The organism is Chitinophaga ginsengisoli (assembly GCF_003014595.1).
Classification (GTDB): domain Bacteria; phylum Bacteroidota; class Bacteroidia; order Chitinophagales; family Chitinophagaceae; genus Chitinophaga; species Chitinophaga ginsengisoli.
In genome coordinates this window covers 33,418-58,774 of the sequence record NZ_PYGK01000024.1, presented here as the reverse complement: position 1 = coordinate 58,774, position 25,357 = coordinate 33,418, and the positions used below count along the sequence as shown (strand labels likewise).

The window sequence follows — 25,357 nt, the reverse complement described above, 5'->3', positions numbered from 1 at the left end:
GGCATCATGGAGGGGTCTGAAACCTACAATACCACTTAGTTTAATATAAAAAGAGGGCGTTGCATCAGGGCAGCTGGCCTGAACCCTTAAAGGAACAGCATCACTGCCAGGGCAATAAGTGCCGGCAATGCCTGTACGAAGAAGATCCGCTTGCCTGCGGTCAGTGCACCGTAAATACCTGCTATCGCTATACAGATCAGGAAGAAGGCAGCGACCTTCAAAGACCACTCAGCGTCTTCGATGAAGAATGACCAGATCAACCCTGAGGCCAGGAAACCGTTGTAAAGTCCCTGGTTACCAGCGAGTGTTTTGGTGGGTTCAAACAGGTGTGCCGGCAGTTGTTTAAAGACCTTGGGCGCCCGTGTGGTCCAGGCAAACATCTCCAGCCACAGGATATAGAGGTGCTCCAGGGCGCAAAAGCCAATGAGAAATTTAATTAAGAGCAACATAAGTAGTAATTTAGAGTAGGTTTTCGATGGACTAAGATATAACTAATTCCACGTGCATGCTGGCCTATGTTAGAAAAAGTATCGGAATGATACTCGTTTGCTGGTGCTGTACAACACGCACGATGGCCCAGAACCTGGTGCTGAATGCCTCTTTCGAAGATGTAAATATCTGTACGGAATATACAGCGCCCTGTGCCCCATCTGCCTGGCTCTCTGTGGCCCCGGAGGTTGCCAGAATGAAATACCTGTGTAACGGCTCCGCCCTTCAGGGACAGCACCATGTCTCATTACTCCAGGAAGGTCATGATAACCCTGATACCAGGGTATATATCCAGACACGCCTGTTATGTCCTCTGGAAAAAGGCCGGGCCTACAGGATACGCCTGTATATGAACACCGACAACTATCCGCTGCGGGCCGGTATCCGTTTTGATACCACTTTCGTATTTACTGAAAATGCTGTCTGCCTTACATCTCCTGCCAGTACGGAACTGACTGAAAACGACGTTCAGAAGAAGCTGTTCCGCCTCAATCATCCCTGGTATATCCTGGAAAAGACTTACGTGGCAACAAGCGCAGCTACCCATCTAATCATAGGTAATTTCAGACCTCTCGAAAAGAAAGGGGGGTATAAAAATGCGCAGCTGTTCATTGATAGTGTCAGTGTAACACCTGTGGATGGCCAGGTAACCTGTTCCAGCCAGGACAATACCTCCCGGGACCTTTATGCAGAACGTCACCGGCATACTATTCCTGAAAAGCTCGTCGCTGCTGGTAGTCTTATCCGCCACCTGGATAGCCCTTCCGGCTGCGATACCATCATCCTGAAAGATGACCTGTTCACCGCCGATAAGAGTAGTCTGAATACCCGCTATAAGGAGCAGATCGATGAGGCACTGAAGAATTACCGGAGCGGCAAACGTGCCCATATCCTGCTGATAGGCCATGCATGGCAGAGCGCCTCTGACGAATTCAATAAGATCATGTCTGTAGACAAAGCGAATGCGGTAGCCAATTATCTGGTTTATAACGAAGGCTATAGCTTTGATGATTTTGAGATACAGGGTGTGGGTAAGAAATGCCCCCGTTATGATACAACAGGCAATGCTGCCGGTAACAATAACCGCGTAGAGATGATCATTTGCCGTCCGCCTGTCGCGTTAGATACCAGCCGCCCCCATAAGGAGACTCAACATCCTGATACCCTCGTTATTCCCGATATCCTTTTTAAATTCAACAGCAGCGAACTGAATACGGAGTTTTACAGTTCACTGGACAGCCTCATGAAAAAGATACCCCGTGATGGCAGTATACAATTGCAGGTAAGCGGCCATACCGATAATGCAGGTACTACTGCATATAACAACACACTTTCTATTAAACGCGCGAATGCCGTAGCCCACTATATGCAGGCGCATGGTCTTGGAAACGATATCAGGCAGATCAATGGAGCAGGTGAAAGTCAGCCTGTTGCTACCAATCAGTCTGCTGAAGGAAGAAGAAGGAACCGCAGGGTGGAGATCATCATTTTTTATAGTCCTGATTAATATTCCCATTGAACACCCGGTTGATGTGTTGACCTGCTGTCTGCCGCTGTACTCACGTTTACCGACCATCAGATTATAATTAAAATGATATAGGAAATTCTTGTAAAAGAATGATTGTTTTTATATTTTGTCCAATATAGGAATATAACACTGCTTGTATTAACCAAAATCTGATAAGGAAATTGCTTATGTCGATGAGACGTTGATTCGTAACCTATCAAAGGAAGTTAACATTATTGCACTATCGGACAAAACCATGTCGTCTTAATGGACGGCCCTGATTTCTCATGCATTTCACATCACTTATTCTAAACTTACAGCTTATGAAAATTTCTACAGGGCTGACACTGGTCATGCTATTGGCCCTCTGTTCTGCCGCATTTGCCCAGAAAGGGAGGCTTGTGCGCGGACAGGTAGTTGCCGGAGATAACAGGCAGGCACTTGAAAGAGTGGCCGTACTGGAAAAAGGCACACAAAACCATGTCTTTACAGGCGCAAGCGGTGAATATGCCATCACTCTCACCGGCGACAATGCCACCTTGATCTTCTCTTACGTGGGATATGCCACCCAACAACTGGTTGTCGGAAATGGCGAAACGCTCAACGTGACCATGCAGTCCTCTCAGAAAGACCTGAGCGAGGTAGTGGTGACTGCTTTTGGCGTAAAGAAGGAAAAACGTGCACTGGGTTACACTATTCAACAGGTGGAAAGCAAAGACCTGAACGTCAACCATCAGCCGAACGTAGTGAACGCGCTGCAGGGTAAGGTAGTCGGTGTACAGATCTCCAGTGCCGGCGGTGGCCCCGGCCAGGGTTCCCGTATCATTATCAGGGGGATTAATTCCATAGCGAGCGACAGGAATAGTCAGCCTTTGTTTATTGTAGACGGTGTGGAAATAGACAACAGTACTTATACTACCGGTAGTTCTGAAACCAGGGGCATGAGTAACCGTGCCAGTGATATCAATCCTGATGACATTGAAAGTGTATCCGTTCTCAGAGGCGGAGCTGCGACAGCGCTATATGGTATCCGCGCAGCGAATGGCGCCATTCTTATTACTACTAAATCCGGCAAGGCCGGTAAGCTGCAGGTGAGTTACAGCGGTATGTATGGACTCGATAAGGTGAACAAGACCCCGGATGTACAATCCCGGTTCTCGCAGGGATACCTGGGCGTATACGATCCTACCAGTTTCTGGCCTACGTTTGGTCCTACTGTGGAAGAGGCCAGAAAGCTGGATAACACTCACCCGGCACAGCTATATAACAATTATAAACAGGCCTTTGAAACCGGTACGCAAACACGTCATACGGTGAACCTGACCGGTGGTTCTGAAAGAGCGCAGCTGATGGGATCTATGTCGTACTTCAACCAGGATGGTGTAATCCCTTTCAGTGATTATACCAGCTATAATGCACGCCTGAATGCGCAGTTTAAGATCAGCGATAAGATCAGTGCAGGGGCTTCACTCAACTATATCAACTCTGGCGGTAACCGGATAAATTCAGACCGTTATGGTGAGCAGATCATTTACTGGTCGCCCCGCTGGAATATGAAAGACTACGTGAAACCTGATGGTACACAACAGACCTACAGCAGTGGTACGAACAATCCTATCTATACCTTGTCAACCAACAAGTTCAGGGATAATGTGAACCGTACTATCGCCAGTACTTTCGTCACCTATAAGCCCACGCAATGGCTGAACTTCTCTTACCGTATCGGTAATGATTTCTATACAGATGGCAGAACGCATCAGGCGCCGGGTCCAATGGGACTCGTAGGGGAAGCACCGAATCTGGACGACAATGAATACGGCTTCATTTATGAGTATAATCTGCGCAGCCGTAACCTGACATCTACCTTGCTGGCAAACATCACGCATACTTTCAATAAAAAATACTCTATCGACCTGAAGCTGGGCCATGACCTCCGTGATCAACGGGTAAGAAGGAACAGTGTGATGGGAGACACACTGGTGGTACCAGATCTTTTCCTCTTGGGGAATGCCAAACGTGTAACGGCTGATTCTTACATCATGGACTACAGGAACTATGGCTACTTTGCTGACCTGACCCTGGGACTGAATAACTACCTGTTTCTGGAACTGACTGGCAGGAATGACCTGACCACCACTTTATCCAGGAGTAACCGCAGCTACTTTTATCCTTCCGTGAGTCTTGCCTACATCTTCAGCGATCAGTTCAAACTGCCCGAATGGTGGAGCTATGGCAAGGCAAAACTGTCTTATGCAAAGATCGGTAAGGATGGTGACGCTTACGCGATCACCAATGGGTTCGAAACAGGGCTGCCCCTGGGATCAACCATTCCTTTCTACCAGAGCAGGACTTTAGGCAATCCCAATCTTCGCCCTGAATTCACCCAGACACTGGAAGCAGGCGCGGAGTTACGATTCCTGGAAAACAGGCTGGGATTGGAAGTCACCGCCTATCAGCAGAAGAGTAAAGACCTGCTGGTACCTGTAGATGTTTCTCCTACCACAGGTTTTGACAAGGCTTATGTCAATGCCGGTGAGATCAATAACAAAGGGCTGGAGGTAACATTGTCTGCCATGCCTGTTCGCACAAAGGATTTCAGCTGGGATTTCCGGGTGAACTTTTCAACGAACAGGAACAGGGTCGAGAAGCTGAATGACAACCTGGGACAGATCGTTATCTCCACGCAGTATGGTTACCTCAGTTCCAGTGTTACTACCAAACTGGTGCCAGGTAAATCTTACGGTGCTCTGTACGGCAGAACTTACAAACGCTATTACGGTAATGAAGTGGATGATAAGATCACGGTTCGTAAAGATCTGCCCCTGCTGATCGGTGCTAACGGTTTCCCTGTGCTGGATGATGCCTCCAACCAGCGTTACCTGGGTAATAGTTTACCTAAATGGATTGGTAGTACCACGCAGACCTTACGATATAAACAGCTGTCGTTGTCATTGCTGCTGGATGTGCGTCATGGCAATTACAAATACAACCAGCTCTCCAACTTCCTGGCTGCTTTTGGCGAGTCCAAACGGACGGAGAACCGTGATCAGACGATCGTTTTCAGCGGTGTACATGCCGACGGAACACCGAATACCAAACCTGTTTACCTGGGTCAGGCCAAAGGTCCGGATGGGGTAGATTATGGCGCTGGTTTTTACAGGAACTACTACAGGGGGGCGAGTGAGAACTTTATTGAAGATGCCTCCTGGGTGAGATTGCGGTCTGCATCATTGTCGTATACATTACCAGCGCAATGGCTGAGTGGTACAAAAACGATCAGTGGAGCTACTGTATCATTCACCGGGAATAATCTCTGGCTGCATACAAAGTACACCGGCTTCGATCCTGAAACAAGTTCCTCTTCTGCAGGGAATAACGCATCGGATGCCTTCTCCGGATTCACTTATCCGGCTACACGCAGTTTCCTTTTCAGCGTAAACCTTCAATTCTAAAACAGCCTATCAATGAAAAGCACACATCATAAAATATATACCCTGGCACTGGCTGCAGGACTCCTGTTCTCGCTGGCAACCTGTAAGAAAGGATACCTGGATGTAAACCAGACCAATCCTAATCTGACAGAACATCCACCGATTAACGGCCTGCTGGCAGGAGTGACGTATAAGTCGGCGGTGAATGTTTTTTCCGCAGGAAATATCACGTCCTACTATGTACAACAACTGGCATCTCCGAATACCGGTAGTGGTTCAGACATCTATGATGATGTAGACAGGAGCACCACCTGGAGATATATTTACCTGAATGTCACAGATATCCGCCAGATGAAGAAACTGGCACTGCAACGTAAGGCATATGAACATCTGGGAGTAGCCGACATCCTGGAGGCATTCAATATGAGCATGCTGACAGATCTTTTCGGTGATGCACCCTACCGTGAAGCATGGAGTGAAGGAGAGAATCTGAAACCAGGATATGACTCAGCGAAAGCTATCTATGATAGTTGTTTGTCCCTCATAGACCAGGGAGTAGCGGCACTGAATCTCCCCGATCCGCAGGTGACGCTTGATGCCAGCAATGACCTGATACATGGTGGTAACAAAGCCGCCTGGGTGAAAACGGCGTATGCCCTGAAGGCCCGTTTGCTGAACCGGATGAGCAAACAGGCGAATTACGATCCGGCAGCCATCCTGGCAGCGTTGGGGAACGCTTACGCAAGTAATGCTGATGACGCACAGGTAACCCGTTTTGAAAGTTTGAGCCTTTGGAATGGTGTGGCCAAGAATAACGCCAGTGGTACCCTGGATGGATGGCTGAGCGCCAACTTCGTAAATGCCCTCAATGGAACCACCTACGGGGTGTTTGATCCCCGCCTTCCCCTGATTACAGATACTACCCGTTTCGGGGATTACAGGGGTACTGCCAACGGTGTTGGACGTACCGGTTCCGGTACAGACAACTCTGCCTGCGCTTTATCGCCAAATGGGTACTATTCCCGGGGCGGAGCACCCTTGTTGATGTTGACCTATGCCGAGATGAAATTCATCGAAGCAGAAGCCTCTTTTGGCTCAGATAAGGCCAGATCTTATCAGGCATACCTGGATGGTATTGCCGCCAATATGGATAAGGTTGGGGTTGCCGCTGCCAGGAAACAGGCTTATCTGACCAATCCGGTAGTAGCAGTAGGTGTAGCGGCCTTTACCAAAGATCTGATCTTCAAGGAAAAATATGTGGCTACCTTCCTGCAGCCTGAGACATGGACAGACGCCCGCCGCTTTGATTACAAATACAAGGATTTCAACTTACCCAGGAATGCCTTGCTGAATACTTTTGTCAGGAGAGTCGGGTATCCTACATCCGAAACCAGCCGGAATGCGGAAAACGTACCAGCAGTTGGCTCACTGGCAGATCATCTGTGGTGGGATAAGTAAACAGATCAGGATTATGCTGTTTTACTTCAATATTGTACTTGATAAGTGTGTAACTTCGTATTAATCAGGTACAAACAATGAATCACCTATGTTCATCTTACGTTCATCCTACGTCTTTGAACGTAGGATGAACGTAAGATGAACATAGGTGATTCATTGTTAAGACGATGTCAGAACGAGGTTTGTCCCTGACCAATACGGGACGATATGCCTGATAGGGTCAGCCTGGTGCATTGTGAGAGTGGTTAATTACCGTTGCTATTTACCCGGCTAAGCGGAAAACTGGCGTAAAAAGTAGTTCCTTTACCCGGTACGCTGTCAAACCACAATTCTCCCTGCTGTAGAGCCAGCAGTTCTTTGCAGAGTACAAGGCCTAAACCGATGCCTTTTTCATTGTTCGTACCGAAAGTGGATTGGGTTTTAAGAGAGAAGAGTTCTTCCTGCTGACTGGGATCAATACCAATCCCGTTGTCAGCTATCGTGAGATTGCAGGTATCTTTATTCATTTGCAGACCGATGCTTACCTGGCCACCGGTGGGAGTGAACTTGATAGCGTTATTGATCAGGTTGCGGATTACCAGTTCCAGCATGTTATGATCAGCAGTGATGTGGATGGCAGGATCTACGTGAGAAATGATGTTGACCGACTTTTTATCTGCCAGCATCCGCTGGATGGACAGCACTCTTTCTACGGCTTCGTGCACATTTTCTGATGACAATCTGACGCCTTTCCCATCCATCTGCAGTTTTGACCATGTCAGCAGGTTGGTCAGTAAGTTGGAGGTATTCTTGGTGAGGGTCAGGAGTTCATCGCCCAGCATTTTCTTTTCCTCTTCCTCCAGGTCATATTCTGCAATAAGGTGCAGGGTAGTAATGATGGAATTGAGGGGACTCTGAAGATCATGAGCAATGATGGAAAACAGTTTATCCTTTTTCTGGTTCAGCTGTTCAAGATTGATATTCTGGGTATCTATTTTGTTCGCACGTTCTTCTGCAGTATGTTTTTCTCTTTCGTAGTTCTTTCTCAGGTAGTTGGTTATCAGATAGATACATGTCAGTGTGACAATATAACTGGAAAGAATGTCAATATACCTGTTGGAGGCGTCCTTATAACTATCTTCTATCCATGCAGGATCAAAGTATTCTTTCGTAAGCAGGATTACCGGGATCAGTAAATGCAATAAGGCCCAGAGCCAATGCCTGCTACGGGGACTGAATGCGATCAGCAGGTTAAACGTCAGGAAAAACAGCAGCAGGGCAGGACCGTGGCTACCGGAATTGAGGTAGAAAGTAGCGGTCAGGGTGATATAACTCACCATCACGTAAGCCAGCATACTAGCATAGTAAATACGCCTGTAACGGGAAAGATAGAAAAAGAAAACCTGTAATACCAGCAAAGTGGCTACCATCACCCATACAGCCGTGAGGCCCAGCCACATATTAAAGGGCAGCAATACAATGAGCAATGCCATTGTCACGACGCTTATGGAATTAAAAGCCCTATTCTCAAGTGAGAATGATGCAGGGTTTCCTACCAGTTCTTCCCATACGTTGGCTAGTTTACGTACAATTTTATACAAATGCCTGGCTTTAATAGTCTAAATGCTGATAATAGATAAGTTACGCAAAGTTCATAGTTTAAAAGCGAATATTTATAACACATACATGTTATAACTTTTATATAACAAAATATGGAATGATCTTAGCATCTTCTACAATAAACTACTTTTTTATGAGAAATGTACAATGTAAGGGTATAGCAGTAATAACATTACTCATAGCGTTGTTTTCCAATGAATTATATGCACAAAAGAAACAGGAGAATAAAGAACTGGCCATCGAAAAGCTGGTCACAGCCCGTAATTATGTTTTTAAGGCCCAAACGGTCCTACCTACCAGCCCAACGGCTAACAGGCAGCTGACGTCCGATTATGACGTGAGAATTTCTCCTGATACCATCATTACCTATCTGCCTTATTTCGGGCGTGCTTACAACGCGCCAATGGATCCGACCAAGGGAGGCATTCAGTTTACTTCGACAAAGTTTGATTATACACAGACAGAGAGGAAAAAAGGGGGATGGGATATTGTGATCAAACCGCATGATACCCAGGACACAAGATTAATGTCCTTCAGTATTTCCGAGAGCGGCTATGCTTCATTGCAGGTAATCAGCAACAACAGGCAACCTATTATGTTCAACGGCTATATCACCGAAAAGAAAACTAAAAAATAAGTTAAAGTTCCGCTAACGTTCTCCGATTCTGGCATAGAGGAATAGTTCTTGTTTTATACCAACCGAACCAAAAATTTTAACTATGTCAAAGAACAGTAGAGAAGGCGTTAAGCATGCAATCCAGGAGTTGGCAATAGGGAACTACAAAAGCTACCCGGAAGAATATGGTGTGCAGGTACAGGATACAGCTGTCAATGTGCAGTCTTTGGCCAAAGGATATTGGGACAGCCGGGAGATCAAGGAGATACAGCGCGATGAGAAACTGGGCATTCACCTGGAGGATTATAAACAATGGACACAGGAGGCGTTTGTAACATTCATGAAGAATCATGAGTATTCTTTAAGTTAACGGATAGCACCCTTATTACGAGAAACATTTTACCGACTGCGGATAATACTATCAATGATAGTTTTATCCGCAGTTTTTTTTATTATCTTTAGAAAAACCGCAAGTCCACCCGTTATGAAAGCAAATACCGCCAGTCGTACGGCCCAATATATGGCGCTGTTCCGGGCACTGGAAACGAACCGTCCATCCGGAAAAAGACTGTTTACTGACCCATATGCTGTTTCTTTTCTTACTGCAGGATTTAAATTCGTTACCCAATTATCTGTTATCCCTTTTATCAGGAACCTGGTCTATGGCATTATCCGGAAAAGAATTCCGGGAGCGCTGTCGTCAGGTGTGGCACGTACCCGCTATATTGATGAACTGTTGCAACAGGCTGTGCGTAACGGCGTTAAACAGGTGATCATATTAGGAGCAGGATATGATACCCGTGCCCTGCGACTTGGCTTCCTGCGTGCATTGCCCGTGATTGAAATAGATCATCCCGATACCGCCAGGTTAAAACAGGAGCGGGTAAAGAGAAGTCTGGGAAGATTACCCGAGAATGTACGCTACATTCAGACCGACTTTAATGAACGCAGTCTTGATCAACTGGCCGCTGAACAACAGATAGATAAGACACAAGCCACTGTTTTTATATGGGAGGGTGTCACGAATTATCTCACCGCAGATGCTGTTGCCGCTACTTTTGCATTCATGCAACAGTTTGCCCGTGGCAGTTATGTGATCTTTACCTATGTAGATGAGAAGATCATCAGGTATCCTGCCGCCTTTTTCGGAGGTGAAAAACTGCTGGAAGACCTGAAGCAGATCGAAGAACACTGGACCTTCGGACTGGAGCCGTTCCTGACCAGACGTTACCTCGACAGTTTCGATATGGACCTGCTGGAAGATTACAGCGCGGGGGAATACCGCAACCATTATCTCCCCGAGCGTAGTGAAAAGGGATATGAATTCTACCGTGTTGCATTTGCGGTAAAAAGATAATAAAGCCGATACTTTTTAATCGCTATTCTATATTTTTATTATATAACTGATCCATATGAAAATTTACTCCATACTACTAGCACTTTGCATGATGTCAACAGTTTCCTTTGCACAATCTAAAGAAGAAAAAACCGTCGCTTCGCAGGTGGAAATATTGAGAAAGGCTATGGTGGATGCAGATAAGGCCGCACTGGAAAAAATATCCGACGAAAAATTATCTTATGGACACTCCGGTGGTAAAATAGAAGACAAGACCACTTTTGTGTCCAATATAGTAAGTGGTAAATCTGATTTTACTTCCATCGATCTCTCTGATCAGACAATCACTATCAGTGGTAATACTGCTATTGTAAGGCATACACTTGTTGCAGACACCAATGACAACGGAGTGGTGGGGCATGTGAAGCTGTATGTATTACTCGTGTGGAGTAAAGAAGGCAATCAGTGGAAACTGCTGGCCAGGCAGGCAGTAAAAGTGCCCGCCTGAGGTCGTCCTTTAATTTACCCATAGTGATGAGAACATTACTCCAACTTCTACGGGACACAGCGCTTGTGAGGAGACAATTTCCTGTGGCATAATTTTGTTAGAATTATTGCGTAATACAGAGGCAATAACAGCCTTATCTGTTAACCAATAAAACATATTTTATGCAAGCTACAGTTGAAACTATTGAGGTACTGAATGATCTGATCCAGATCAATAATGACCGTATAGAAGGATATGAAAAGGCGTTGAGGGAATTAAGAGCTGAAGACTCAGATCTGAAAGCATTGTTTTCTTCCATGATCAGCGAAAGCCATGAGATCCGCCTTGCATTGGGTACAGAAGTAAATGTGCTGGGCGGTGATATGGATAGCTCTACGACTACAAGTGGAAAGATCTATCGCGCATGGATGGATGTAAAGGCGGTGTTTACAGGCCATGACCGTCATACGGTACTTGCTAATTGTGAAGCTGGTGAAGATGCTGCACAGCGTGCATACAGAACAGCACTGGAAGATGAAGATCTACCTGCTTATCTGCGTGAAATGATCACTGAACAACAGACTACGCTGAGAGCGTCTCATGATCAGATCAAGGCACTGCGCGATGCCAATAAAGGCAGATAAGTAAAGCATCAGTAAGACGGGATTAAAAAATTGCAAGAGGCTGCTCAATATACCGAAGCAGCCTCTTACTTTTATAACTCTTTAGTATCCAGCAGGGCAAGATCTTTTTCCATCATCGGTTTGATCGCTGCAAATATTTCACGTAACTGACTGACACGACGATCGGTGTCATTATTCCAGGAAGCAGTACTATTAAGTGACTTAATAATCTCTGCTGCTCCTTTCACCTCCAGGTTCATCACACTGGGCTTCATTTTATGAACCACTTTTTTAAGCTCGGAAAGATTTTTCTGCTCTTGCAGTGTAGCCAGGTCGATAATATATTCATCCAGTGAAGAGATGAAAAGCATGATCATTTTTTGAATGAAAGCCGTGCTGGTATTACTTATCTTGTACAAGTACGTATAAGTATACAATTGGTGTTCCGGTCGCATAATGGGTTGATAGTATCGTCAGGCGCCCTCTATTTCACCTGTCTGTAACATTTTATAAATAGTGGATTTGCCAATATCCAGTTTCTCCGCAACTAAGAGCACATTATCATCGTACCTTTTCAGGTAATTGCGGATGATGAGCCTTGTATATTCTCTTAAGGTCAGTTCCGTATTCAATACCGTATCCACATCGTGATTATTACCAGAGAGGAAGGTAATATCTTCGGGTTCTATGAGATTATTTTCTGACATTACGGCTGCCAGTTCTACTACTGATTTAAGTTCACGCACGTTTCCGGGATAGCTGTAAGTCAGTAGTTTTTCCCTTGCACTGGGAGACACTTTTATTTCCGGTACTTTATTTTCTTTACAATAACCAGTCAGAAAATGCTGCGTCAGCAGCAGGATATCTTCCTTGCGCTCACGCAGGGGCGGGAGGGTAATGGGAAGTCCGACAATACGATAATAAAGGTCTTCGCGGAAATTCCCTTTTTTAACTTCCTCTGCCAGGTTCTTATGCGTGGCCACTACCAGTCTGAAGTCCAGTTTGATCTTACTGGTACCTCCAAGGCGGGTCAGTTCCTTCTCCTGCAATACGCGCAGCAGTTTGCTTTGAATATTCAGGTCCATTTCCCCGATCTCATCCAGGAAAAGAGTACCGCCATTGGCTTCTTCAAAACGGCCGGTCTTTTTATTCATTGCACCGGTGAAAGCGCCCTTCTCGTAACCGAATAATTCACTCTCGACCAATTCTTTCGGAATAGCGGCCATATTGACCGGTACAAAAGGATGACCACTTCTGGCGGAATTATAATGCACCGCCCGTGCCACTAATTCCTTACCTGTACCGGTCTCTCCCGATACAGACACATTGATCAGTGAACCTGCGGCTTTATCTATTAACTTAAAAACGGTTTGGAGGGCAGGACTATTGCCTATAATAGACCGGGAATAGTCATACCTGGTTTTGAGTTCAGCTTTGAGCTCGGAGATCTCATTTTTCAGGGACATTTTTTCCCGTAAGCGAATGATGGCTTTCCACAGCAGCTGCTGCGTATTATCATCTTTCACCAGGTAATCTTCCGCACCCATTTTCAGCAGGTCCACCGCTGTTGTGATCCTTTCCTGTGCACTTATAATGATAACAGGCAGGTTTGGCTGGGCTTGTTTAATTTTCTTGTACAATTCTTCCCCGTTCATATCAGGAAGCCCAAAGTCGATGGTCACAAGATCTGGTTTCCGGTGCAACTGTGCCAGGCATTCTTTGCCTGAGCCGATCAAGGTTATTTCGTAGTCGGGGTTTTGACTAAGGTAATGCTGTAATAATCCTCCGTACCACTTATCATCCTCTACAATAAAAATCTTAAAATCGAGCATTCATGGAATTTTCTGTTAATTTAGGAAAATTTCCCATCATCAAAAAAGGCCTCCTTTGCTACACTTTCCGAAAGTGTACGCGCCGGAGGCCCTGGTAGGGATTATGTAGGCAAGCAAAAAAACAAGTTTTATTGTGTTGGTTTCTTCATCAGGCCCCTCTGCCTCACAATTCCATTTGCATCGGGGCCCTGATAAAGCACTCTCAAAGTCGGTAAGGGATCACACTCTAATAACTTCAATGCACGATCATCGCCTGGCCCCTCCAACACTCACTGACAGCAACAACACGAGGGGCCGGGATGACAGTCCACATACTCAACACAATATTTTAAAGATCTTTTTTCTTTTCTGTTATCATCGCCTGGCCCCTCTGCGACACTTTTTCATTTTCACCGGGGCCGGGATGACGCATTCTCAAGCTGGCAAGCAAAACATCCACATCCGTAATCACTTTCAATTTCTTCTGAGTCATCGCCTGGCCCCTCTGCTTCACGGTTTGCTCCTGCACCGGGGCCGGGATGAACGTCCACAAACAACACAAAACGTCTACTGGTATCCTGAATAATAACTCCTGAACTAGTCTCAGTCTACATCGGCACCATATCCATATTAATTTCTTGAATTGTCAATATATTCCTGTAAAGCAGCGGGGTAGAGCAGTACTTCTGCCAGTTGTTCTTTCTTTTTGGTAGGGGTAAAATAATTGCCATCTAAGAAGATATCTCCCACCTGCTGTTTGAAAAATTCTGATTTAAACTGAGAGGCTACCAGTTGTGCAGCGCAGCTCATATCAGCGTATAATGGCTTGTTCTGGAACAGTTGTTCTACGTGTTTGCGAACTTTGTCGATATAATGGCCGCTGATGCGATAGCCATTCCATCCGTGCGCCACCAGTTCGTTTGCTCCTCCGCTCAGTGGTACGATCACCGGTCTGCCGTAACTCATTGCCTGCAGGATACTGATGTCGAATGTATCCTTATGGTGCTCCACATGAGAGAGGTTCAGTACCACAGCTGCACGCTGGTAAAAAGGATGGAGGTTCAGCTGTGTCCCGTATACCATGAGGTTGTCGGGCATCTGGCAGTGTTCAAAGTATACGTCAATATCTTTCTTATGGGCGTTGATCACCAGTTCAAACTTTGTGGCTGGCATGAGTGTAGCTAATTCAAGTAGTTCACGCAGTCCGCTTTCTTCGTCCAGTGGCGCCACCATCAATACTGTTTTACGGGAACCGTGATTGGAATGCAATACTGCTTCCTGTACGAATGATTGCGGCAGGCAACTGTGTATGACGTGTTTCTCCGCTTTCGGGAATGTCATCTGTGACTGTAAGTAGCGGGAGCCGAACACCACCTGCGTAGCCAGTCTCTTTGCAGATTCGCACAGCATTGCACGAAGGAAAGGTAGCGGCACCGCCGTTTCATGAATGTGATAGGTGATCGGCGCGTTCTTCAGCCTGCCGGCCCATGCAGCTCCAAAAGGCAGTAAAGTATTGATATACACTTTCGCTTCCGCTTCATACAAACTCAATACTTTCCAGAAGATCAGCCACTGCGCCAGCAGGAAGCTGAAGAATAAACGCCATTTGTTCCCCCGTTCAGAATAATTTATGTAGTGGTATTGTATACCCGGGACGCCTGTAAGGAGCCCAGGCATCTCACCTGTACGGTTTGTTATGAGATGTACATCCAAACCCTTTTCTATCAAGGTTTCCAGTGACTGGCGAAATACCAGTGTGTGACCGCTCCTGTCGTTTTGCAGATGTACTGCTATGATCTTTTTCATGATATGCGTTGTTAAAGTTGTGGTGATAAAAGGTATAGGGATAAACAGAACACTTCTTTAACTGTTGTAGGTCTAGCAGGCAAGCGTAGGTTATGAAGATCTCAAAACGTCGTACAGATAGCTGAACAATGAACAGGACGCCAGTATCAATCCTACGAAAAAGAAGAACCTGTTGTTTCTGCGTTTTTTCTTCAGATAATCCTGTACTACGAATAATTTATTGAGCGTAGCTGTTATATGTTCCAATACACTGTCGTCTTTAATAATGTAGTCAAAAGCGCCGTTCTTGAGTGATTCTGTTGCGATTTCCGGTTGCTGACGGGAACTGGCGAAGATCACGAAGATGTCGGAATTGAATCGTTTGATATCCTTTAATAAATCCAGTCCGGTCATATCTCCCAGGTCATGGTCTAATAGCACAATGTCGGGCTCATCTGACAGTTGCAACAGAAAGTCTGTACCCGATAAGAAGCAAGTCACATTTTCATATCCCTGTGCCCTGAGGTGCTTATCGTATGTGGCGAGACAGAACGGATCGTCATCTACCACATATATCTTACTGTCGAATTTGTTAGCCATTGTTTCATTGTTTGATATAGTAGAATCCATTTGGGTGCCAGATTACGGAATCGTGGCAAATCCGCTATGGTGGCTAGTTTTAAAATTGGCATAGTAGAAGAAATGTCCATTCGCAGGAAATAATTCCAAAAAATGGAAAAATAGGGCAGGCTCATAAAAAAAACGTTCCGCTATAGGCAGAACGTTTCAAATAGTATGATCTATAATTACTTTTCAGGCGAGAGAGAGGGGCCGTCCTGTTACGGTTTGGGCGGATTATTGCCGCTATGCTGGCTGTTGCCACTCTTACTGCGATGCTGCTGTGATTGATGGCCACCACCACGGTTATGCTGGCCGGATGGCTTTTGATTACGGTTGCCACCGCTACCGCCGGAGCGCTTTTTACCATGCGGGCGACTACCTCCGCCGGAACGGCCGGGTTTGGCTGTATATTCCGGTACGGGACCCAATGTAGCGGGAACTGCAGCTTTGACTACAGGTTTTCCCAGTACTTCTTCTATCCGGGCAAATTTCCGTTGTTCTTTCTCGCTGACGATGGTATAGGCGGTGCCATCAGTGGCTGCCCTGGCAGTACGTCCGATACGGTGAATGTAATCTTCCGCATCATTTGGCACATCATAATTGATCACCAGGTCAATATCCTCGATGTCGATACCACGGCTCAGAATATCCGTAGCCACCAGCATTTTCAGTTTCTTGTTCTTAAAGTCCATGAGCACCTGTTCTCTTTTTTCCTGCTCCAGGTCGGAGTGGATCTCTTCCACGGAAAAACGCGCTTTTTTAAGCTCATGGCAGAGCTGTTTTACGTTCTGCTTACGGGAACAGAAAATGATGATACTGCCGAACTGTTTCTGTGACAGCACGTGTTTCATCAGCGCGATCTTCTGCTCTTCAAAAACTACAAATGCTTCCTGTACGATCTTCTCCGGTGGTTTGGAAATGGCAATGTTGATCTCTTCCGGCTGGTGCAGGATCTTGAGTGCCAGTTTTCGGATCTTATCGGGCATAGTAGCGGAAAACAGGAGATTCTGCCTTTGTTTGGGCAGGAAGGACGTAATCTTGATGATATCGTCATTAAAACCCATGTCCAGCATCCGGTCTGCCTCGTCGAGTACCAGGTACTTTACGGCATCCAGTTTTACATAACCCATGTTCAGGTGGGCGATCATACGGCCAGGTGTACAGATCACGATGTCTACTCCTGAGGTCAGCGCCTTCTTTTCTGCTGAGAACAATGCGCCATTACTACCGCCGTATACAGCAATAGAGCTGACGGACGTAAAGTAGGACATACCTTCCAGTGTCTGGGCAATCTGGACTGCCAGTTCACGGGTGGGTACTATAATCAGTGAGTTGATCTTATGTGTTTCATGGGGCTCGGTAATTAAACGGTGCAATATAGGCAACAGGAATGCCGCAGTTTTACCCGTACCTGTCTGTGCGCAGGCCAGAATGTCCTTCCCGGCAATAATTGGGGGGATAACTTGTTCCTGAACAGGTGTCGCGGTGGTGTATCCCATTGCATCTATTCCGTCCAAAACCCGATCATCCAGGTCAAATTCGTCGAAATACAAAATCTTAGATGGTTTTGATTCAAAAAAAAATATTAGCTAAAGATACGGAATTGTACCCAGACACATACGGTATGTTCTTTGCAACAAAGCCGGATACCAAATAACCCGTCTGATATGCTCGAAAATCTGCAGCGCAATCTCCAGCTTCCTCCCTTTTTATGGAACATTTTACTCGGATGTGCAGCCCTGATCAGTGGCCTGATCATCAAATACCTGGTCGCCATCATCCTGAAATACACTGCCAGGAATGTGACCGATTATTCCTTCGTCAGATCTGTGCTGAAGCGCCTGGGAAAGCCCATCAACTATTTCCTGCCAGTGCTGATCCTGGATATGGTACTGCCGTTTATGGAACTGCACAGAAAGCCCATGGCGTTGCTGAGCAAGATAGTGGAGATCAGCTTAATTGCCTCCTTTGGCTTTATGCTGGTAGGACTGGTGAAAGTTTTTGAAGACTATCTCTCACATACTTATGATCTCAAAAAGGAGGATAATCTGCGGGAGAGGAAAATGCGTACCCAGCTGCAGTTTATTCGTAAACTGTCGATCAGTATGATTATGATACTCACCTTGTGTGCGGTGCTGCTCAGTTTTGATAATCTGCGTAAGATCGGCGCGGGACTGTTGACGGGGGTCGGAGTGGGCGGTATTATTGTCGGTTTTGCCGCACAGCGTTCCCTGTCTAATTTCCTGGCGGGGATGCAGATTGCTTTTACACAGCCGATCCGTATTGATGATGTACTGGTAGTGGAAGGAGAGTGGGGCAGGGTGGAAGAGATCACCCTTACCTATGTGGTGATAGGGATCTGGGACCAGCGCAAACTGATCCTGCCTATCAATTATTTCATCGAAAAACCTTTCCAGAACTGGACCCGGACCGGTTCTGCCATATTGGGCACGGCGTTCCTGTACCTGGATTATACAGCCCCTATTGATATCCTGCGGAAGGAATTTGAACGGCTGCTGAAAGATCAGCCACTATGGGACAAGCGGGTACAGGTCATGCAGGTCACCAACATCACCGAACAGACAATAGAAGTCCGGATGCTGGTCAGTGCCAACAGTTCAGGTAAGGCCTTTGACCTGCGTTGTTATCTCAGGGAGAAAATGCTCGCTTTTATACAGGAGCATCATGCGTATTGTTTGCCCAGGAAGCGTGCTGTTCTTGAAGATGGAGGTGAGCGGCTGCTGGCCGGAAATCAGGAGTGATCATCATTGATCTCTACCCAGTAACCATCAGGATCCGTAAAATAGATCTGTTTCACACCATCTACACGGAGGGTAGGTTTATCGGCTTCACCTTTCCAGCTCTCAAAAGGAATGTGATGCTGGCGGAGGCGGGTCATAAATTCTTCAATTGATGGAACGCTGAAGCAAAGGTGCGAGTTTTTGTCGTGGGTTACAATCTCCTTTGCTCCGGATATAATGTGCAGATGGCTGTGTTCAGCTACTTTGAACCATGTGTGACGACCGTCGTGGAATGGCTCGGGGATGGTATCTATCTGGATGATATCCCTGTAGAAAGCAGTGCTCTTTTCCAGGTTATAAACATAAAGCGCTATATGATTTAACATAGCGCTTTTCCGCTGTGCAAAAGTGGGTATACCGGAGATGATCATAACAGCCACCAGTAAAAGACAATGTGGAATCCGTTGTTTCATGCTCCAATATAATCATTGGGAATCGAATTTTATGAATTTTCTGCTCACCTTAATACCAGTATTCAAGATCAACGTTACTACGTATACGCCCGGGTTGAAACGGGTGACATCCACCTGGCGTTCAAACCTGGTACCGAAAGCGTTGTTCGGAACAATCCCCTGCTCGGAGTACACCATATTTCCGCCGATGCTGATGATACGGATATCTATCTTTTTCACGGAAACCGTATCCTCCCTCATGTAAACGATCGTCAATTTGGGCGTCGTGGCAATTGGATTCGGATAAAGGACCATATCTCCATCTTTCAGCTTCAACAGGTTCTGCAGCGGGGGTTGCAGGAAACCCTGTGTGAGCAGGACCACATCCGGATACTTGATGGTGCTTACCGCAATTTCACCTACGGACCAATCCATATCAAGCCCCGATTCAAGTGAACCACCGGCTTCATAAGTGATGTTTTTACTGGTGCTGGTTATTACCTGTCTCTCAATATATTGCGCGTGCGCCATTCCTGGTAAGAGGAAGGACGCACCCACAATATTAGCAGTTAATATTTTTTTGATAACAGTCATCATTAAGGTTTTTCTTCAGTAAGGATTTCCATTTCCACTCTTCTGTTCATTCCTCTGGCAGTTTTACTGTCGTTGGCAGCGAGTGGTTTCGTTTGTCCGTACCCTTTGGTAGCGATCCTGTTTGCAGCAACACCTTTACTCACCAGGTATTGTTTGACAGCTTCGCTTCTTTTTTCTGATAAAGTCTGGTTAAATGCTTCAGTTCCTTCATTGTCAGTGTGGCCGCTCAGTGATAACTGCCATTCGGGATGCGCCTGCAGCAGGCTGGCCATTTTGTCCAGGGAAGGCAGTGATGTTGTTGCGATATCCGCCTTTGCACTGGCAAACTGAAGGTTGGAGAACGCTTTATTGATAACTTCTTTTTCTGTTGTTTTCAGCTCTACTGTTTTCAGGGCTGGTTTAGCAGTGGTAACAGGTGCATCAGGCGTAGCAGCTGTAGTAGCTTCCTGTACCGGTAATGGACCAGGACCTACAGGGAAACGTCTGTCTGAGTAAGGGAGCACGGTTCCGTCAGGCAGTACTTCATCCGCACGGGATGCAACGATCTGCCAGGTGAAAGGAACGTTTGATTTACCACCTTGTAATTCTTTTACATCGAAACCTTTAGCTGATTTATTGGTCACATATACACCGTTACATTCGCCTTCCAGCTGAATGAACACCTTCATCGGGTGTTTAGCATCTACACGGATCACTTTTGTCAGCAGGCCTTCGAGATCGATGTGAGCAGCACCATTCTGAAGCTCACCGGTGCCGAAGTCCTGGAAGAGTACTTCAGGCGCCTCTGTACAGAACAGGAGGCGGTTTTCACCAGCATTGTCTTTTACAACGGTTGATTTGGTACCATTGGAAATGAGACCGTAGATGCCGCTTGCATTGGCACCTGCCAGGTAAGTGTATACATGGATAGAGCTGATGTTAGTACCAAACTGGAAAACACCTCCCCAACGATCAATATCAGTAGGGTTACCTTTTGCAAAACCATGTACGCCAACGCCAGCGTTCAATCCACCTGCAGAACCAGCTAAACCTGCACCACCAAGCGGATACACCACTACTTCATTGTTACCACCGCCAACTACACCGATACCGTTGAAAGCAGTTGTTCCAAAACCAACCACACCTGCACGGGTACCAATACCCATCATACCACCACCAATTGTAGGCGGGTTGGAGAACAGGTCTGGTTTCAGGTTATTACCAACACCCACCACGCCATAACCAGAGGCATGAGTGGAAGAACCCATCACACCAGCGGATCTTACTTCTGTAGTAGGTTTATAAGGAGAGTTGGTCGTACCTTCCACACCCAGACCACCGTTGGTGGAAGAGTTAGTTCCTTTTACACCTTGTATATAGCGGGAAGTACCAGTTCCGAGAACAGCAGGTCCGAAAGCGGTAGCACCTCTGATACCAGGGCCACTACCAAAGTTATATCCGGCAACACCAGCGCCGGTGCTACTGTTGGCATATCCGACGATACCGTTGGCGTAATTCGGGTCGCCGTTAATGATACCGGTCGGTACTTCACTTGAAAATACGGTTAATACAGCTTTACCTACCTGTGCACCTGCATCGTCAGTACCATTTAAGATGGTCATTGGTTTATCAGGGAAGGTACGGAGCCTTTCAAAGTTAGGACCGGTACCACCAGCCTTTATAATAAATGGATTATCATCTACTGTACCGATAAAATCAAGAGCAGGGTTGGTGTCGGTGTTACCTCTTACCAGCCAGGCCCTATTTTCTGATTTTACTGTATCTGTACTTGCTGTTGTAGTCAGTCCTAAAGAACCATTGTCCTCGAATTCGAGATTTGACAGGTTCCATCCTGTACCGTCCTGTGCCAGGATCTGCCATGTGCCGGTACTATCATAGATGTAAGCTTTTCTGTCAGCGCTGTTGTAATAGGCCTGATTTACCAGTGGATCAGCGGGAGCGGCTGCTAATGTGCCCAGCCAGCTGATAGAGATGCCGGTGGCGCCATCTTGTGCCAGCACATTCCAACTTCCGGTGCCGGTAGTATCGTAGATGTAGGATTTTTTATCTGCTGTATTGTAATAAGCCTGATTTAGTGTGGGAGTGGCCGGAGGTGTTGCTAAAGAACCCAGCCAGCTGATAGCGGTGCCGGAAATACCATCCTGTGTCAGGATCTGCCAGCTACCGGTGCCGGTCGTATCATAGATATATGACTTCTTATCTACTGTATTATAATAAGCCTGATTGATCACCGGACTGGCGGGAGGTGTTGCTAAAGAACCCAGCCAGCTGATACCAGTACCAACGCCGTTCTGACCACTTTCGGAGAAGATCTGCCAGGCAGATCCATCATATACATATGCTTTGCGGTCGGTCAGGTTATAATAAGCCTGGTTTACACCCGGGCTGGAAGGAGCTGTTGTAAATGAGCCCAGCCAGGACATTGCAGCACCTGGTAAACCATCCTGCGCCATAATATTCCAGTTGCCTGTGCCGCCAGTGCTGTCGTAAATATAGGAGCGTTTATCTGTACTGTTATAATATGCCTGTCCTACCGAAGGTGTTGCCGGAGGCGTGGTCAGTGTACCCAGCCATACAATGCTGACATTGGTACTACCATTTCCTCCGTTACCGCCGGAACCACCGTTCGCGGCATAGAGTGCATAAGGCACTGCCATGAACGGCATTACACCGATAGGCACGAAGTCATTTTGTCCCTTGATGTCCAGTTCTACCTTCAGGTACTGGTTACCTCTGCTCCAGGGAATGTTTTTGAAATCCCCGATTTCAGGAGTACCGGCACCGATCACCAGGGAGAAGAGACCCTGACTATTGGTATTGGTCTGATGCATTTCTGTGTACAGTGGATTGGCATCAGGACCACCATCGAGGATGCTGAATTTTACCCGTACTTGCTGCAGAGCAATGACAGCACCTTTTGGGTTTTCCCTGGCAATAGCCTGGTAATTGATACCCCACAAGCCACTTTGCTGCGCTTTCGCGATGAAGCTCGAACAGACGAAAATGGGAACTAATAAAATGAGTAAAATTGCTTTCATCTCATACAAGTTATAACAGTAATAAGGCTATAAGTATATAATATTACATTATATATTATATTATAAATAAAGTAAAGATATGATTAATATTCTATTTATTCTTATTTTAATGTAATAGCTACACAAACCTGCTACACGTTGGATGTAGAAATGAAGGTGTTATACTCATTTTGATGTCTATTTTTACAACTTTCGTGGTATATGAATTGACAGGACACTTGAAGTAACAAGAGGTTATTACTTGATTATCAACTAGCAAGGGTGCATTGCTTTTTCAGTGCTTATACTCAATTCCGGATACTTCCCCAAAACGTGTTACCATATTTAAAAAGATAGCATTATAGCGTGTAATTTGTCCAGTTACAAGAAGTAATCCATTGCGAATTGTTTTTATGGGACAGCTACCTTCCAGCTCGTCTTTCGTTTTTTGCGTTCCCGTCCGTATATTGCCTGTCTAAAGGAATATTGAGATATGCAATTGGGACTTAAGCATTATCCTGTGCTGGCTGCTTCACTATTATTAGCGGGCATGCAGGTAAAGGGACAAGAGAAAAAAACAGCTTTCACTGCGGCAAAAGATTTTAAACCGACAGCGTATGTAGATCCCTACATTGGTTCGGGTGGTCATGGTCACGTGTTTGTGGGAGCGAGTGTACCATTTGGTGCGGTACAGGTTGGGCCTACCAATATTGTAAAAGGGTGGGACTGGTGTTCCGGATATCATTATTCGGACAGTGTTGTGATCGGTTTTCCGCAGACGCACCTTAGCGGTACCGGTATCGGCGATCTGGGAGATGTGCTGATCATGCCTTATACTGGTAAGATCAGGACAAACCATGGCAGCCAGGAGAACCCCACCAGTGGATACGGTTCACATTATTCACATGCACATGAAACAGCTACACCGGGATATTATTCCGTACAGTTGGAAGATTATAATATTAAAGTAGAGCTGACCGCTTCCGAAAGGGTTGGTTTTCATAAATATACTTTCCCGCAGGGTGAAGAAGGTCATATCATTATAGACCTGAAAGAAGGTATTGGTTGGGATGCTCCCGTAGAAACCTTTATCCAGAAGAAAGACGATTATACCCTCGTGGGCTACCGTCTTTCAAAAGGTTGGGCAGAAGACCAGCGCCTCTGGTTTGCTATCCGTAGCAGTGTGCCACTGAAAGATTTCCAGGTGTTCAATGGTGATGAAAAACTGAGCGGTACCGAGGGTAAAGGCAAGAATATCAAGGGTGTTATCTCTTTTGATAAAGCGCCGGCACAGGCGATGCTGAAAGTAGGTATTTCCCCGGTTAGCAGTGAAAATGCCCTGGCGAATATCAACAGCGAGATCCCATCCTGGGACTTTGCAGGCACAGTTAAAACTGCCCAGGGAAAATGGAATAAGGAACTGTCTAAAATACAGCTGGAAACCAAAGATGTGACCAACAGGAGCATCTTCTATACAGCGCTGTATCATACCATGATAGGACCTGCACTCTTCAATGACCATAACCGCGCTTACCGTGGTACTGATAAAAAAGTGTACAGCAATCCGGGTTTTGATAATTACACCGTTTTCTCACTCTGGGACATTTACCGTTCCTGCGCACCTCTGTATACGCTGACACAACCTGACAGGGTAAACAGTTTTGTGAACTCGATGCTGACTATTTATAAGCAACAGGGGAAACTGCCTATCTGGCCACTGATGGGTAGCGAAACGAACTGTATGGTGGGTTATCACGCAGTACCGGTAATTGCAGACGCTTATCTGAAAGGATACAGGGGCTTTGATATCAATGCTGCCTTTGAAGCGATGAAGGCTTCTTCTACCAGGGATGATCTGGGCATGAAAGATATCAAGGCAAAAGGATACATTCCGGCTGACAAGGAATACGAGTCTGTATCTAAAGCCATGGAATATGCGATAGACGACTGGTGTATTGCTGCCGTAGCAAAGAAGCTGGGCCGTACAGCTGATTTTGACTATTATTCAAAAAGAGCTGGTTACTATAAGAACTACTTTGACAGCACTATTAAATTCGTTCGTCCGAGAATGGATGACGGCAGCTTCAAAACACCCTACGATCCGTTCAACTCTATCCATGAGAAAGGCGACTTCACTGAAGGTAATGGCTGGCAGTACACCTGGTTGGTGCCTCAGGATGTGGAAGGTTTAATCAGCCTGATGGGCGGTGATGATGCGTTCACAAAGAAACTGGATAGCCTGTTTGTAGCAAAAGGCGATATGGGCGCCCAGGCATCTAACGATATTTCCGGTCTGATCGGGATGTATGCACATGGCAATGAACCAAGCCATCACGTGACTTACATGTATGCTTATTCCGGCAATCAGTGGAAGACTTCTGAAAAGGTAAGACAGGTAATGAAGGATTTCTATACCAAGAGTCCTGAAGGTCTGGCGGGTAACGAAGATGTTGGCGCGATGTCTTCCTGGTATGTATTCTCTTCCCTGGGCTTCTATCCTGTAAATCCTGCAAAAGGTATTTACGTATTCGGTAGTCCGCTGTTTGAAAAGGCCAGCCTGAAACTGCAGGGTGGTAAGACATTCACTGTAGAAACCATCAACAACAGTGCGGAGAATATCTACATTCAGCAGGTAACACTGAATGGCAAACCGTATAACAACAGTTATATCCGCCATGCAGACATCCTGAAAGGTGGTGTGTTAAAAATCACAATGGGTAACAAACCTTCCGACTTCGGAAAACTGGCGGCTAACCGTCCGGATTCAAAGTATTGATCATATAATGATAT

The 25,357-nt window shown here is 46.1% G+C and carries 21 protein-coding genes; 10 read left to right on the top strand and 11 right to left on the bottom strand.

Annotated elements, in window-relative coordinates; all coding sequences use genetic code 11:
* Positions 1-86: 86 nt before the first annotated feature.
* Positions 87-449, bottom strand: coding sequence for a DUF1304 domain-containing protein (locus CLV42_RS32300; RefSeq protein WP_106606082.1), 363 nt, complete (start codon positions 447-449; stop codon positions 87-89).
* A gap of 86 nt (positions 450-535) precedes the next feature.
* On the opposite strand from CLV42_RS32300, the gene CLV42_RS32295 reads away from it, so the two are divergent.
* The 3 genes from CLV42_RS32295 to CLV42_RS32285 all read left to right on the top strand — a co-directional run bounded on the left by CLV42_RS32295 (position 536) and on the right by CLV42_RS32285 (position 6,885).
* On the top strand, positions 536-1,996 hold the full coding sequence (locus CLV42_RS32295) for an OmpA family protein (protein ID WP_170117729.1): 1,461 nt from the start codon (positions 536-538) through the stop codon (positions 1,994-1,996).
* Between the two features lie 323 nt (positions 1,997-2,319).
* Positions 2,320-5,448: a SusC/RagA family TonB-linked outer membrane protein gene (locus CLV42_RS32290; RefSeq protein ID WP_106606080.1), complete on the top strand. Its 3,129-nt coding sequence runs from the start codon at positions 2,320-2,322 to the stop codon at positions 5,446-5,448.
* A gap of 12 nt (positions 5,449-5,460) precedes the next feature.
* Entirely contained in the window at positions 5,461-6,885 is a 1,425-nt protein-coding gene (locus CLV42_RS32285) for a SusD/RagB family nutrient-binding outer membrane lipoprotein (protein ID WP_106606079.1), read from the top strand.
* A gap of 245 nt (positions 6,886-7,130) precedes the next feature.
* On the opposite strand, the gene CLV42_RS32280 is transcribed toward CLV42_RS32285, so the two are convergent.
* Complete coding sequence (locus CLV42_RS32280; RefSeq protein ID WP_106606078.1) at positions 7,131-8,465, bottom strand: sensor histidine kinase; 1,335 nt, start codon at positions 8,463-8,465, stop codon at positions 7,131-7,133.
* Between the two features lie 152 nt (positions 8,466-8,617).
* Between CLV42_RS32280 and CLV42_RS32275 the strand changes: the two genes are divergently transcribed.
* The 5 genes from CLV42_RS32275 (at position 8,618) to CLV42_RS32255 (ending at position 11,567) form a co-directional block, all read left to right on the top strand.
* Positions 8,618-9,121: a DUF4251 domain-containing protein gene (locus CLV42_RS32275; RefSeq protein WP_106606077.1), complete on the top strand. Its 504-nt coding sequence runs from the start codon at positions 8,618-8,620 to the stop codon at positions 9,119-9,121.
* Between the two features lie 82 nt (positions 9,122-9,203).
* Positions 9,204-9,470, top strand: coding sequence for a hypothetical protein (locus CLV42_RS32270; protein ID WP_106606076.1), 267 nt, complete (start codon positions 9,204-9,206; stop codon positions 9,468-9,470).
* A 114-nt stretch (positions 9,471-9,584) separates the two neighbouring features.
* A complete protein-coding gene (locus CLV42_RS32265; RefSeq protein WP_106606075.1) occupies positions 9,585-10,457 on the top strand; it encodes a class I SAM-dependent methyltransferase in 873 nt (290 codons plus the stop codon).
* A 55-nt stretch (positions 10,458-10,512) separates the two neighbouring features.
* A complete protein-coding gene (locus tag CLV42_RS32260; RefSeq protein WP_170117728.1) occupies positions 10,513-10,944 on the top strand; it encodes a nuclear transport factor 2 family protein in 432 nt (143 codons plus the stop codon).
* 161 nt (positions 10,945-11,105) lie between these two features.
* The gene (locus tag CLV42_RS32255) at positions 11,106-11,567 is read left to right on the top strand and encodes a PA2169 family four-helix-bundle protein (RefSeq protein ID WP_106606074.1); all 462 of its coding nucleotides are present in this window, start codon (positions 11,106-11,108) and stop codon (positions 11,565-11,567) included.
* A 71-nt stretch (positions 11,568-11,638) separates the two neighbouring features.
* Here CLV42_RS32255 and CLV42_RS32250 read toward each other — a convergent pair whose 3' ends face one another.
* From CLV42_RS32250 to CLV42_RS32225, 6 genes are all read right to left on the bottom strand, one after another.
* Positions 11,639-11,917 (bottom strand): hypothetical protein, encoded by a 279-nt coding sequence (locus CLV42_RS32250; RefSeq protein ID WP_146154543.1) that lies wholly within the window; start codon positions 11,915-11,917, stop codon positions 11,639-11,641.
* A gap of 102 nt (positions 11,918-12,019) precedes the next feature.
* On the bottom strand, positions 12,020-13,378 hold the full coding sequence (locus tag CLV42_RS32245) for a sigma-54-dependent transcriptional regulator (protein WP_106606072.1): 1,359 nt from the start codon (positions 13,376-13,378) through the stop codon (positions 12,020-12,022).
* Between the two features lie 328 nt (positions 13,379-13,706).
* Positions 13,707-13,910 carry a hypothetical protein gene (locus CLV42_RS32240; protein WP_106606071.1) on the bottom strand — a complete coding sequence of 68 codons (204 nt, stop codon included), beginning with the start codon at positions 13,908-13,910 and terminating at the stop codon, positions 13,707-13,709.
* A gap of 77 nt (positions 13,911-13,987) precedes the next feature.
* Complete coding sequence (locus CLV42_RS32235; RefSeq protein WP_106606070.1) at positions 13,988-15,163, bottom strand: glycosyltransferase family 4 protein; 1,176 nt, start codon at positions 15,161-15,163, stop codon at positions 13,988-13,990.
* Between the two features lie 90 nt (positions 15,164-15,253).
* Positions 15,254-15,742, bottom strand: coding sequence for a response regulator (locus CLV42_RS32230; protein WP_170117727.1), 489 nt, complete (start codon positions 15,740-15,742; stop codon positions 15,254-15,256).
* A gap of 239 nt (positions 15,743-15,981) precedes the next feature.
* A complete protein-coding gene (locus CLV42_RS32225; protein ID WP_106606068.1) occupies positions 15,982-17,316 on the bottom strand; it encodes a DEAD/DEAH box helicase in 1,335 nt (444 codons plus the stop codon).
* 114 nt (positions 17,317-17,430) lie between these two features.
* Here CLV42_RS32225 and CLV42_RS32220 point away from each other — a divergent pair, with 114 nt between their 5' ends.
* On the top strand, positions 17,431-18,525 hold the full coding sequence (locus CLV42_RS32220; protein WP_106606067.1) for a mechanosensitive ion channel family protein: 1,095 nt from the start codon (positions 17,431-17,433) through the stop codon (positions 18,523-18,525).
* Here the strand turns inward: CLV42_RS32220 and CLV42_RS32215 are convergent.
* From CLV42_RS32215 to CLV42_RS32205, 3 genes are read right to left on the bottom strand one after another with little or no spacing between them, the layout of a single operon-like run.
* Positions 18,516-18,977 (bottom strand): VOC family protein, encoded by a 462-nt coding sequence (locus CLV42_RS32215; RefSeq protein ID WP_245901794.1) that lies wholly within the window; start codon positions 18,975-18,977, stop codon positions 18,516-18,518. The genes CLV42_RS32220 and CLV42_RS32215 overlap by 10 nt on opposite strands.
* Positions 18,978-18,989: 12 nt before the next feature.
* Positions 18,990-19,550, bottom strand: coding sequence for a T9SS type A sorting domain-containing protein (locus CLV42_RS32210; RefSeq protein ID WP_106606066.1), 561 nt, complete (start codon positions 19,548-19,550; stop codon positions 18,990-18,992).
* A gap of 2 nt (positions 19,551-19,552) precedes the next feature.
* Positions 19,553-22,588, bottom strand: coding sequence for an OmpA family protein (locus CLV42_RS32205; protein WP_106606065.1), 3,036 nt, complete (start codon positions 22,586-22,588; stop codon positions 19,553-19,555).
* Positions 22,589-23,060: 472 nt separating this feature from the next.
* Between CLV42_RS32205 and CLV42_RS32200 the strand changes: the two genes are divergently transcribed.
* Entirely contained in the window at positions 23,061-25,343 is a 2,283-nt protein-coding gene (locus tag CLV42_RS32200; RefSeq protein ID WP_106606064.1) for a GH92 family glycosyl hydrolase, read from the top strand.
* Positions 25,344-25,357 lie beyond the last annotated feature (14 nt).